Annotated in this window: 12 protein-coding genes; 5 read left to right on the top strand and 7 right to left on the bottom strand. The window is 64.8% G+C overall.

All coding sequences use genetic code 11. The features are described from left to right. Positions 1-46 precede the first annotated feature (46 nt). Positions 47-529 carry a YybH family protein gene (locus tag SB786_RS20730; RefSeq protein ID WP_410729106.1) on the top strand — a complete coding sequence of 161 codons (483 nt, stop codon included), beginning with the start codon at positions 47-49 and terminating at the stop codon, positions 527-529. A 66-nt stretch (positions 530-595) separates the two neighbouring features. On the opposite strand, the gene SB786_RS20725 is transcribed toward SB786_RS20730, so the two are convergent. Both SB786_RS20725 and SB786_RS20720 read right to left on the bottom strand, forming a co-directional pair. Then, positions 596-1,543 carry a GlxA family transcriptional regulator gene (locus SB786_RS20725; protein ID WP_410729104.1) on the bottom strand — a complete coding sequence of 316 codons (948 nt, stop codon included), beginning with the start codon at positions 1,541-1,543 and terminating at the stop codon, positions 596-598. Positions 1,544-1,621: 78 nt separating this feature from the next. Further along, positions 1,622-2,020: a RidA family protein gene (locus tag SB786_RS20720; RefSeq protein WP_410729103.1), complete on the bottom strand. Its 399-nt coding sequence runs from the start codon at positions 2,018-2,020 to the stop codon at positions 1,622-1,624. A gap of 126 nt (positions 2,021-2,146) precedes the next feature. On the opposite strand from SB786_RS20720, the gene SB786_RS20715 reads away from it, so the two are divergent. Continuing rightward, on the top strand, positions 2,147-3,061 hold the full coding sequence (locus tag SB786_RS20715) for a LysR family transcriptional regulator (RefSeq protein WP_410729102.1): 915 nt from the start codon (positions 2,147-2,149) through the stop codon (positions 3,059-3,061). Between the two features lie 67 nt (positions 3,062-3,128). On the opposite strand, the gene SB786_RS20710 is transcribed toward SB786_RS20715, so the two are convergent. The 5 genes from SB786_RS20710 to gltP all read right to left on the bottom strand — a co-directional run bounded on the left by SB786_RS20710 (position 3,129) and on the right by gltP (position 8,527). Continuing rightward, a complete protein-coding gene (locus tag SB786_RS20710; protein WP_410729100.1) occupies positions 3,129-4,004 on the bottom strand; it encodes an HpcH/HpaI aldolase/citrate lyase family protein in 876 nt (291 codons plus the stop codon). After that, positions 3,994-4,926 carry an electron transfer flavoprotein subunit alpha/FixB family protein gene (locus tag SB786_RS20705; RefSeq protein ID WP_410729099.1) on the bottom strand — a complete coding sequence of 311 codons (933 nt, stop codon included), beginning with the start codon at positions 4,924-4,926 and terminating at the stop codon, positions 3,994-3,996. The genes SB786_RS20710 and SB786_RS20705 overlap by 11 nt, the downstream gene beginning before the upstream one ends. A 16-nt stretch (positions 4,927-4,942) precedes the next feature. Further along, positions 4,943-5,692 (bottom strand): electron transfer flavoprotein subunit beta/FixA family protein, encoded by a 750-nt coding sequence (locus SB786_RS20700; protein WP_410729098.1) that lies wholly within the window; start codon positions 5,690-5,692, stop codon positions 4,943-4,945. A gap of 175 nt (positions 5,693-5,867) precedes the next feature. Continuing rightward, positions 5,868-7,145: an aminotransferase class V-fold PLP-dependent enzyme gene (locus tag SB786_RS20695; protein ID WP_410729097.1), complete on the bottom strand. Its 1,278-nt coding sequence runs from the start codon at positions 7,143-7,145 to the stop codon at positions 5,868-5,870. 53 nt (positions 7,146-7,198) lie between these two features. After that, a complete protein-coding gene (gene gltP, locus SB786_RS20690) occupies positions 7,199-8,527 on the bottom strand; it encodes a glutamate/aspartate:proton symporter GltP (RefSeq protein ID WP_410729096.1) in 1,329 nt (442 codons plus the stop codon). Positions 8,528-8,702: 175 nt separating this feature from the next. Between gltP and SB786_RS20685 the strand changes: the two genes are divergently transcribed. From SB786_RS20685 to SB786_RS20675, 3 genes are all read left to right on the top strand, one after another. Beyond that, positions 8,703-9,620 (top strand): LysR family transcriptional regulator, encoded by a 918-nt coding sequence (locus SB786_RS20685; protein ID WP_410729095.1) that lies wholly within the window; start codon positions 8,703-8,705, stop codon positions 9,618-9,620. A 319-nt stretch (positions 9,621-9,939) separates the two neighbouring features. Next, positions 9,940-11,247: a dicarboxylate/amino acid:cation symporter gene (locus tag SB786_RS20680; RefSeq protein ID WP_105832175.1), complete on the top strand. Its 1,308-nt coding sequence runs from the start codon at positions 9,940-9,942 to the stop codon at positions 11,245-11,247. A 13-nt stretch (positions 11,248-11,260) separates the two neighbouring features. Continuing rightward, positions 11,261-12,202, top strand: coding sequence for an amino acid ABC transporter substrate-binding protein (locus SB786_RS20675; RefSeq protein ID WP_410729094.1), 942 nt, complete (start codon positions 11,261-11,263; stop codon positions 12,200-12,202). The last annotated feature ends 22 nt before the right edge of the window (positions 12,203-12,224 follow it).

Raw genomic sequence — 12,224 nt, 5'->3', positions numbered from 1 at the left:
CATTTGGCGCCGCCCTTTCCATTCAAACCCGTACGGGAATCACACGATGCAACAGATCCGTCTTTGTACCGCTGCTCTGGCAGCCTGCGTCTCCTTTTTCGCATTCACGGCGCCGGCCACGGCCGGCGGCGCGCAACGTCCGCCCGAAGCGGCCATCAAGGCCGAAAACGCACGATGGGCGAATGCTTTTGCGCGCGGGGACTATGAGGCGATCGGCCGCCTCTACACCGACGACGGCACCCTCTTGCCGCCCGGAGGCGACAAAGTCACCGGAAGCCGCGCGATCGCCGACTACCTCACCAAGGGCTATGCCGGATCAAAACCGGGCACCGTATCGTTCAGCCATTACGAGTTCTACGGTGACGACCGGATGGTGACGGAGGTGTCGGATGCGGAAGTGCGCGATCACGATGGAAAGCTCCAGATCCGCGCCAAGCAGATCCTCGTCTTTGTGAAGCAGGCCGGCGAGTGGAAGCTGCATCGCGACATGTGGAACGACTACCCTCCGGTCAAAACCGCCGACCATTGAGCGGCCGGCGAAATCGCCCGTCAGACGGGCGTTGACCACGCCGCGCGCCGATCGGCCGGCGGTCGATCAGCGCGCGCCGTTCGATCTGCTCTCGCGTCGAATCGCTTGCGGTGGATGCCCGTGCAGTTTGATGAAGGCCCGTCGCATCCGTTCCGGATCGGTGAATCCCACCGCCAACGCGATCTGTTCGATCGGTTCGCTGCCGCTTTGCAGGCGCAGCCTCGCGGCTTCGACGCGCAGACGCTCGACTGCCTTGGCGGGCGTTTCTCCGGTTTCCCGGCGAAAGGCGCGGCCGAACTGTCGCAAGCTCAATCTTGCGGCATCGGCAAGCCGTTCGACAGGCAAGGCTTCAGCCAGATGCTCCCTGGCGAAATTCAGCGCGATGCGGATGCGATCCGATTCCGGCTCCATCTGCGACATGGCCGAGAATTGCGACTGCCCTCCCGGTCGACGATACGGAACGACCAACAGCCTGGAGACAGCGCGCGCAGTCGCCGCGCTCATATCTCGTTCAATCATGCCGAGCGCCAGGTCTATTCCGGACGCGATGCCCGCCGACGTCCAGACGCGCCCGTCCACCACGTAGATGCTGTCGCCGTCGACCCGGGTGTGAGGGAAGCGCGCCTGCAATAGCGCGGCGTATCGCCAGTGCGTCGCGGCTCTCAAGCCGTCCAGCAAGCCCGTTTCCGCGAGCAGAAACGCGCCCGTACACACGCTCGCCACCCGCGATGCCTTGGCGGCCAATTTTCTGGCGGCGGCGATATTTTCCGATGTCTGCATCGGCTCGATATCGCCGCCCACGAAAACGACGGTGTCGAACGCGCGCCTTCCGATCGGCTTCGTCTCGATCGACAGGCCCGTATTGCCATGAACCGGGCCGCCGGACTGCGAGATGACATGAAGATCGTACGGCGTATGGCCCGCGGCCGTGGCCACCTGATTGAAAGCCGCCAGTGGGCCGCCCAGATCAAGCGCATCGTAGCCGCGGCAAACGAAGAATCCGATTCGATGCATGACAGCGTTACCGAAAACCCAGGAGAGGCCTATTTTACCGGGAACCCTCGAATTGCGTCATTCGGCAGGCGGACGCCGTCACACGGCGACGGGAAGCTTCGCCACGACCTTGATCTCGAAGTCGAAGCCGTACAGCCAGGTCACGCCGACCGCGGTGAGCGCCGGATGCGGCGCGTCGCCCCAGAACTCCGGCACGACCTGCCAGACGCGCTCGAAGGTCGATTGCGGATCGACCATGAACACCGTGACGTCGACCACATCGTCGAACGTGCATCCGGCCGCGTGCAGGATCGCATTCAGGTTTCGAAAAGCGAGCCGCACCTGTTCCTGCAGATCCGGCTCGGGCGTCCCGTCATCACGACTGCCCACCTGACCGGAGACGAACAGCAACCCGCCCGCCCGTACGGCCGGAGAGTACCGGTTGCGCTCATACAGCGCCCGACGTCCCGGCGCAAACACCACATCGCGCTTGCCCATCTTCACCTCCATTGATCACTGGTTTCGATCGGCCCACTTTACCGACCGACACCCGCGCGATAAACGGCCATCCCTGTCCATGACCGTTTGTAAAATGCAAACAATTCAAATGCGAGGCATACACCCATGGATCGCTTCGATGCGATGCGCGCTTTCGTCCGGGTCGTCGAGGCGGGCAGCTTCACGAAGGCAGCCGAGACGCTGCATATGAGCAAGACCACGGTCACGCAGCTGGTCCAGCAGCTCGAGGCGCGCTTGCGGGTCCGGCTGCTGAACCGGACGACGCGCAGGATCAACGTCACGCCGGACGGCATCGCGTACTACGAACGCGTGACCCGGCTGCTCGCCGATATGGACGACGCCGAAACGAGCCTGTCGAGCGCATCGGCGGTGCCACGAGGCCGCCTGCGCGTGGACGTGCCAAGCCCGTTCGCGCGCCTGATCCTGATCCCCGCGCTGCCGGCATTCCTCGCCCGCTATCCGGACATTCAGCTCGACATGGGCGTGAGCGACCGTGCCGTCGACATCATCGGCGAGAACGTGGATTGCGTCGTGCGCGGCGGCGAGCCGAACGATCAGTCGATGGTCGCCCGGCGCGTGGCGGACCTGCCGCTCGGCATCGTTGCGTCGCCCGGCTATCTCGCACTCGCAGGCACGCCTTCGCATCCGGCGGAACTCGAAAACTCGCATCACCGCATCGTCGGATTCTCGTGGGGACGCGCGGGCAAACTCTATCCGCTCGTCATGCATCGCCACGGCGAGACCGTCGCGGTGCAAGGCCGTTACGCGCTCGCCGTCGATGACGGCAATGCCTATCTCGCGGCCGGCGTGGCGGGCCTCGGCATCATGTGGCTGCCGCGATATATGGCGAAAGCGCATCTCGAGCGCGGCGAACTCGTCACGTTGTTCGAAGACTGGCAACTCGATCCGATGCCGTTATACATCGCGTATCCGCCGAACCGCCACGTCAGTGCAAAACTGCGGGCGTTCATCGACTGGGTCGTCGAGCTGATGAGCGCCCCTGCTCCTGGGGAGCCGTAATGCGCACGTTCCGTGCGTCATGCGCGACCGCGCCGTTCGTGCGGGTGGCGGCGGCATCCGCGTCCGATCATGCGCGGGCCGCCCCTTTCGCTGCCGCGCCAGCGGATGACGCCAGCTCGTCGATCCGCGTCGCACGCAGCAACACGGGCCGATCGACCATCTTCCCGTCGACCGTCACCACGCCGCCCTTCGACTCGCGCATCGCATCGAGCACCTGCCGCGCCCAGCGCACCTCATCCTCGCTCGGCCGAAAGCACTTGTGCACGAATGCGATCTGTTTCGGGTGAATGCACAGCTTCGCGCCGAACCCTAGTTGCTTCCCGTTGAGCGCGTCACGCGCGATGCGCTCCCCGTCGTGAATGTCCGGCGTCACGCCGTCGACCGGCGACTCGATTCCGGCCACCCGCGAAATCAACGTCAGTTGCGACCGAAAGTGATTGAGCGAAACCCCATCGTCCGACATGCCCATGTCCGCGATGAAATCGAGCGTGCCGAACATCAGCCGCGCGACGTACGGCGCTTTCGCGACGTCGAGCGCGTTCCACATGCCGTGCGCGCTTTCGATCAACGGATAGAGGGGCACACGCCTGCGCGCAAGCGCGACGGCCGCGCACACATCGTCCGCACGCGCGGCCTTCGGCAGCACGATACCCGCCACGCCCTTCAACGCGCCAAGCGCGGCGTCGGCCTCGAACCACGGCGTGTTCCGCGCGTTGATCCGCACGAGCACCGGATGCTCGGGCGAAACCCACCGTACGATCGCGTCGCGCGCCGCCGCTTTCGCGTCCGGTTCGACAGCATCCTCGAGATCGATGATGACCGCGTCGGCGCCGCTGGCGAGCGCCTTGTCGAACCGCTCGGGCTTGTTCCCCGGCACGAACAGGTATGACTGGGCAGGCGCCGAGCGTCCGACGCTCGCGCGCACCGAGGCATCAGACGGCATCGACCACCTCCGGCACGAGCGTGAACAGATCGCCGACGAGGCCGTAGTCGGCCACGCTGAAAATCGGCGCTTCGGGGTCCTTGTTGATCGCGACGATCACCTTCGAATCCTTCATGCCCGCCAGATGCTGGATCGCACCCGAGATGCCGACCGCGATGTACAGCTGCGGCGCGACGATCTTGCCGGTCTGGCCGACCTGGTAGTCGTTCGGCACGTAGCCGGCGTCGACTGCCGCGCGCGATGCGCCGAGTGCCGCCGACAGCTTGTCGGCCAGCGGCTCCAGCACCTTCGTGTAATTCTCGCCGCTACCCAGACCGCGGCCGCCCGACACGATGATGTTCGCGCTGGTGAGTTCCGGACGGTCCAGCTTCGTCACTTCACGGCTCACGAATTGCGACTTGCCTGCATCGGCTGCCGCTTCGATCTTCTCGACCGACGCGCTGCCGCCTTCCGCCGCCACCGGATCGAAACCGGTCGCACGCACCGTGATGACCTTGATCGGGTCGCTCGACTGCACCGTCGCGATCGCGTTGCCCGCATAGATCGGGCGCTCGAACGTGTCGGCCGAATCGACCGCCGTGATGTCGGAGATTTGCGCGACGTCCAGCTTCGCGGCGATGCGCGGCGCGATGTTCTTGCCGTAGGCGGTGGCCGGCGCGAGGATGTGCGAGTAGTCCTTCGCGATGTTCAGCGCGGTCGCCTCGACGTTTTCCGCCAGGCCCGCTTCGAGCTGCGGCGCGTCGGCCAGCAGCACCTTCGACACACCTGCGATCTTCGCTGCAGCATCTGCCGCCGCTTGGGCGTTGTGGCCCGCGACCAGCACGTGGATGTCGCCGCCGATCTTCGCCGCCGCCGCCACCGTGTTCAGTGTCGCGGCCTTGATCGACGCGTTGTCGTGTTCTGCAATCACCAGAATCGTCATTTCTTTCCGCTCCCTCTTACAGCACCTTGGCTTCGGTCTTCAGCTTCTCGACCAGCGTCTTCACGTCCGGCACCTTCACGCCGGCCGCGCGCTTCGGCGGCTCCACCACCTTCAGCGTCTTCAGACGCGGCGCGACGTCCACGCCCAGGTCTTCCGGCTTCACGTTTTCCAGCGGCTTCTTCTTCGCCTTCATGATGTTCAGCAGCGTCACGTAGCGCGGCTCGTTCAGGCGCAGGTCGGTGGTCACGACCGCCGGCAGTTGAAGCGACAGCGTTTCCGCGCCGCCGTCGACTTCACGCGCAACGGTGGCCTTGCCGTCGGCCACCGTCACCTTCGACGCGAACGTCGCTTGCGGGAGGCCTGCCAGCGCGGCCAGCATCTGGCCCGTCTGATTCGAATCGTCGTCGATTGCCTGCTTGCCGAGGATCACCAGCTGCGGCTGTTCCTTGTCGACCAGCGCCTTCAGGATCTTCGCGACGGCCAGCGGCTCGACGCTGTCGTTCGATTCGACGAGGATTGCTCGATCCGCGCCGATCGCCAGCGCCGTGCGCAGCGTTTCCTGCGCTTGCGTGACGCCCACCGACACCGCGATCACTTCGGTCGCCACGCCCGCTTCCTTCAGGCGCACCGCTTCTTCCACCGCGATTTCGTCGAACGGGTTCATCGACATCTTCACGTTCGCGATGTCGACGCCCGTGTTGTCCGACTTCACGCGGACCTTCACGTTGTAATCGACCACCCGTTTCACCGCCACTACGATCTTCACGCGCTGCTCCTCCATCGGGTCATTGGGCTCATCCGGTAACGCGAGCCATTACACGCGCAATCCCGCATGACGACAACTATCGATTCGCTCTGCCGGTCATAGCCCGAACCTATTGCGCGGCCGTTTTCTGGCGCCGGATGCGACACGGCCCGGAAGATCCGGGCCGTGTCGTCAATCAGCGGTTCGCCGCCAGCGTCCCGGTGATCGCCAGGAATCGCGCGATATCGTCAGGCGCATGACAATGGAGCGGTGAGATCCGCACCGCGCCGCCGAGCTTGAACGATTTCAACATCCGGCCCGAATACAGGCTCGACGCGACGCGTTCATAGACGATCACGCCGTGCTTCTCGTATTCCCGCACCGCTTGCGTCGGTTCGAGGTGCGCGAAGCCGATCCCGACGATCAGGTCGCGCGTCGTCAGGTCGTCGTGATCCCAGTAGACCTCGACGCCGTCGATCGAGCGCAACCCGCGGCTACCGCCGCACCCGTCGAGCAACGCGGCCAGCAGCGCGCGCTCATGCAGTTCGATCCGGTGCATGCCCTCGACGAACAGCGTGCGCCGATCGTCCGAATCGACGAAATACCTGCCGATCCACGTGACGTAATCGACAATCGACGTCACGACCGCGAACTGCGCGGGCGCCGGGCTGCCCAGTTCCCAAACGCCGCTCTCCTTCGCGGCGAGCCGGTGATGCGGCAACGCGGCCGCACGCGGCGACAGCCACGAAATGCCCGAGCCGCGGCACCCGAAGAACTTGTACGGCGCGAAATTGATCCCGTCGACCGGCGTACGCTGCAGGTCGATGATGCCGTGCGGCGCATGCTGAACCGCGTCGACGACGATGAACAGGCCGGGCTTCTTCTCCCGCGCACGCGCGACGATCGCCTCGATGTCGAATTTCGCGCCTGAGATATTCGACGCGAACATCACGCTGAGCAGCGCGGTATCGGCGTCGATCAGCGACACGATCGCGTCGACGTCCACGCCGCCGGTCTCCGGATTGCTCGGCGCGATGCGCAGCGTCTTGCCGGTACGTTCCGCGTAGTACGTCATCGCGTCGTAGGACGACGGATGCTCGAGAACGGTTGTCACCGCATTGGTGCCCGGCACGTTTTCCATGATCGCGCGCACCATGTCGAACATCGCGCCCGATGCCGTCAGCGACGCGTATACCGTGCCGCCCTGCGCGTTCAGGATCGTTCGAACGTCGTCCTCGCCGCGCGACTGGATTGCTTGAAGGTCGAGCGCACGCTCATGGATGCGCTCCGGGCAATCGGGCAGCGCATCGATCCGCGCATACGCGTCGACCGCGGCCTTGAGCCGGAACGATCCGCCCGCGTTGTCGAAGAACAACCGCGCGCGACCGTCGAGATCGTGATCGACGTGATGAAAGCGCGCCTTGATCTGCTCCATCAATGCGTCGGGAAAAAATGCTCCACGGGTACTGCTCATCTTCGATGCTCCTGTTTGCTTCGGAATGTTGTGCGATCCAGGCATGGCGGCGTTCACCCGCGCAGCGATTCCAGGTATGCGCGGCCCTTTGCGGCGTCGTACTGGCCTTCCCATTTCGCGATGACGAGCGGCGCGAGCGCGTTGCCGACGACGTTCAGCGCGGTGCGGCCCATGTCCATGATTCGGTCGACACCGGCGATGAACGCCAGCCCTTCGAGCGGCAGCCCGGCGCTCGCGAGCGTCGCGAGCATGATCACGAACATGAAGCCCGGCACGCCCGCGGCTCCCTTCGACGTGACGACCATGGTCAGCGTCAGCAGGATCTGCTGCTGCCAGTCGAGATGCACGCCGTAGAGCTGCGCGACGAACAGCGTGCCGATGCCGAGATAGATCGATGCGCCGTCGAGGTTGAATGTGTAGCCGGTCGGCACCACGAACGTCGTGATGCTCTTCGGCACGCCGTAGTCCTCCATTTTCTTCATCAGTTGCGGCAGCACGGTCGCCGAACTGCAGGTCGAAAACGCGATGATCAGCTCGTCCTTGATCACGCGCAGCAGCGTCAGGATGCGGAACCCGAACAGCCGCGCGGTCACGCCGAGCACGGCGATCGCAAACAGCAGGATTGCGAAGTAAGTCACCGCGACCAGCTTCAGCAACGGCAGCAGCGACCCGAAGCCGAAGCTCGCGACCGTCACCGCGATCAGCGCGCACACGCCGACGGGCGCATAGCGCATCACCATGTTCGTCACCTTGAACATGGTGTCGGCAACGCCCTTGAGCATCGCGATCACCGGCTTGCGATGTTCGTCCGGCACCGATTGCAACCCGAGCCCGAACAGCAGCGAGAAGAAGATCACCGGCAGCAGGTCGCCCTTCGCCATCGATGCGACGATGTTGTCCGGGATGATGCCGAGCACCAGCGCCATCAGCCCGTGGTGCGCCTGCTGCACCTGTTGCGTCGCTTGCTGGTAGCGGGAGATGTCCGTGTGCCCGAGTTGCGACATGTCGGTGCCGACGCCCGGCTGCAGCACGTTGCCGATCACGAGCCCGAGGACGATCGCGATCGTCGTGATCACCTCGAAATAGAGGAGCGTCTTGATGCCGATGCGGCCGAGCGACTTGCCGTCGCCCACGCCGGCGATGCCAATCACCATGCTCGTGAACACGATCGGCACGACGATCATCCGCACCAGCTTGATGAAGATGTCGCCGGCCGGCTGCAGCAACCCGGACACGGCCGTGTCGCGCAATGACGGGAACCGGTTCAACACGAACCCGGTCGCGATGCCGATGACGAGCCCGATGACGATCTGCCATGCAAGGCCGATGCGCGGCTTGTGCGCCGCGTCGCCCACGGGCGGGGATTCGATGACGGTGTCCATGCTGTCTCCAAGTAAAGGGGTTCGATTGAACGCTGGCGGCGACGCGACGCGCTTTCTGGCGAACGCACTCGGCAAGCAATGCAATGGCAGAACCTTAAACAGCCGATATATGTAAAAAAAGCGATTTTTTGATATGTAAAAATATCGCTTTTTCTCATCTAATGAGGGCGATGCGATGCTCACGTTCAAGCAGATGGAAGCGCTGTACTGGATCGTGCAGCTCGGCTCTTTCGACGCGGCGGCCACGCGCCTCAACACGACGCAATCGGCCGTCTCGAAACGGATCCAGGAGCTCGAACGTGCGTTCGACCTGACCGTGTTCGACCGCGCGCATCGCAGCGCCCGGCTTACCGACAAGGGCGCCGAACTGTTCGACCATGCGAAGGAATTGCTCGAGCAACGCGACCGCGTCGTCGAGCGGATGAGTTCGAAGGAAGCGCTGGTGCGGCATGTCCGGATCGGCGTGACCGAACTGACCGCACTGACCTGGCTGCCGCGCCTGATCGCGGCGATCCAGACCGCCTATCCGCGGGTGCACGTCGAGGCCGAGGTGGACCTCACCGCCACGTTGCGCGAGCGCCTGGCGGCCGACACGATCGACCTGATCGTCGTCCCGCAGATTCATGCGGCGGAGTCGTTCGCGGCGACGGTGGTCGGTGAGGTCGACAATGCGTGGATGTGCGCGCCCGGGTTCATGCCGAAGCGCAAGACGGCCATTTCGTTGACGGACGTCGCGCGGTTTCCGCTGATCCTGCAAGGCACGCTGTCGGGCACGGGGCATCTGTACACGCGCTTTCTGCAGGAACATGGCGTCGCGATGCAGCGCGTGCTGACGAGCAATAGCCTGATCGCACAGATCGGCCTGACACTGTCGGGGCTCGGTGTCAGCTATCTGCCAAAGGCGTGCGTCGCGCATCTGGTCGCGTGCGAAGCGCTGGACATCGTGCGCACGCGGCCGGCGCTGCCGCCGGTTCGCTATGTCGCGCTGCACCGGGCCGAGCGCGCGCATTCGCTGACCGCCGATATTGTTCGGCTCGCGGCGCAGGCGTGCGATTTCAGCACGAGCCTGCTGGACCCTGGCGCGCATGACTAAGGTACGACGTCCCGCCGCCGGCCATCATGCGATGCATGCCCGCAGGACTCGCGACCTCATGGGGAGGCTCCGGCGCCCGCTCACGGCGATCACGGCGATCACGGCGCGGTCAAACGGCCCCGCGCTGCGCTGCACAAATAGAGCACCGGGTTGCGCCGCCACCGAACATCGAGGCGCTACCGGCGCCCTCTCTGCGCGGCCATCCGTCGCGACCCCGCGCTAGCGCAAACCCCGACCCCGGTTGCACTGTTCATCGCCTTTTGTGTCCTGTATTGTCCTTCCATCCCCGGTTGCCGAACCGGTGCATGGGAGGCTCACGATGCAGAAAAAGAATGCTGCAGCCGTCTGGATCCTGGTCGCGATGGTGGCGGGCATCGTGATCGGCTACATGATCTACACGAGCTTTCCCGACAAGAAAGCCACCACCGAAATCGCCGGTTACATCTCGCTCGTGTCCGACGTGTTCCTGCGCCTGATCAAGATGGTGATCGGGCCGCTCGTGTTCTCCACGCTGGTCGTCGGCATCGCGCACATGGGCGACGCGGCATCGGTCGGGCGCGTGTTCGTGAAGGCGTTCGGCTGGTTCGTCACCGCGTCGCTGATCTCGCTGCTGCTCGGCCTGTTCATGGCGAACCTGCTCCGCCCCGGCGACAACCTCGGCTTGCCGCTGCCGGACATCGGCGCATCGGCGAACCTCGCGACCTCCAAGTTCACGCTGAAGGATTTCGTCGGCCACATGGTGCCGAAGTCGTTCGCCGAGGCGATGAGCAACAACGAAATCCTGCAGATCGTCGTGTTCTCGATGTTCTTCGGCGTGGCGCTCGCCGCGCTCGGCGAGCGCGGCAAGATCCTCGTGGCCGCGATCGACCAGCTGTCGCACGTGATGCTCAAGATCACCGGCTACGTGATGAAGCTCGCGCCGCTCGCGGTGCTGGCCGCGATGGCCGCGACCGTCGCGGTCAACGGGCTGTCGGTGTTGCTGAAGTTCGCGGTCTTCATGGGCGACTTCTACCTCAGCCTGTTCCTGCTGTGGGCGCTGCTCGTCTGTGCGGGGATGGCGTTCCTCGGGCGACGCGTGTTCAAGCTGCTGGCGCTGATCAAGGAAGCGTTCATGCTGTCGTTCGCGACCGCCAGCTCCGAAGCCGCGTACCCGAAGATCCTCGATGCGCTCGACCGGTTCGGCGTGCGGCGCAAGATTTCGAGCTTCGTGATGCCGATGGGCTATTCGTTCAACCTCGACGGCTCGATGATGTACTGCACGTTCGCGTCGCTGTTCATCGCGCAGGCGTACAACGTCCACCTGTCGCTCGGCACGCAGATCACGATGCTGCTGGTGCTGATGCTCACGTCGAAGGGCATGGCCGGCGTGCCGCGCGCATCGCTCGTCGTGATCGCCGCCACGCTGCACCAGTTCGGGCTGCCGGAGGCCGGGCTGCTGCTGATCCTCGGCGTCGACACGTTCCTCGACATGGGCCGCTCGGCCACCAACGCGGTGGGCAACTCGATCGCGAGCGCCGTGGTCGCGAAATGGGAGGGCCAGCTCATGTCGGAGGCGGAAGCCGAGGCCAACCTGGCGCGCATCGAGGCGGAGCAGGAAGGCACGATCGCGCATCCGGCGGACGTCTGACGGAGGCCCGGCGATGAAGATGCAGCGATTCTGGCGCGCGCTCGCGCTCGCAGCCCTGCTTGCCGTGGGCGCAACCGCACGTGCTGACGATGCGCCCGCACCGCCGCCGCGCGCCGAGCCGCTCGCGCCGGCCCAACTGACCGGCACGCTCGCGAAGGTGCGCAGCAGCGGCACGATCGCGCTCGGCTACCGCGACGCGTCGATACCGTTCTCGTACCTGAATGCGCGCAACCAGCCGATCGGCTATTCGATCGAGCTCTGCAAGGCGCTCGTGTCGTCGATCGAAGATGCGGTCAACAAGAGCCTGACGATCCGCTGGGTGCCGGTCACGTCCGACAACCGCATCGACGCGGTGGTCAGCGGCAACGTCGATCTGGAGTGCGGCTCCACGACGAGCAACCTGGAGCGCCAGCAGCGCGTGGCGTTCTCGCCGATCATCTTCGTGGCCGGCACGAAGGTGATGGTGAAGCGAGGCGCGCCGATCCGCTCATTCCGCGATCTCGCCGGCAAGAAGGTCGCGGTGACGGCCGGCACGACCAACGAGAAGGCGCTGCGCGATCTGGACGCACGGTTCAAGCTCGGGATCCAGTTGCAGGTGGTGCCGGACCATGCGCAGGGCTTCGCGCTCGTCGCGAGCGGCCGCGCCGACGCGTTCGCGACGGACGACGTGCTGCTGTACGGGCTGATTGCCGAGAATGCGGGCAAGGGCGGCCAGTACGACGTGGTGGGCGATTACCTATCATACGACCCATACGGAATCATGTTCCGCAAGGACGATCCGCAGTTCGCGCAGGTCGTGAAGAGCACGTTCGAGGAGTTGGCCGTCGACGGCGAGATCACGCGTCAGTACAAGCGCTGGTTCCTGCGTCCGCTTCCGTCGGGCGTGAGTCTGAACCTGCCGATGAGCCAGCAACTGAAGACCATCATCGACGCGATCGGCGTCAAGAGCCAATGAGTGCGGCGGCTCGCATGACGAA

Source organism: Burkholderia sp. SIMBA_062 (assembly GCF_046534765.1).
Lineage (GTDB): Bacteria > Pseudomonadota > Gammaproteobacteria > Burkholderiales > Burkholderiaceae > Burkholderia > Burkholderia ambifaria.
The sequence above is the reverse complement of the archived record's forward strand: the minus strand, read 5'-3'. Positions and strand labels throughout refer to the sequence as shown.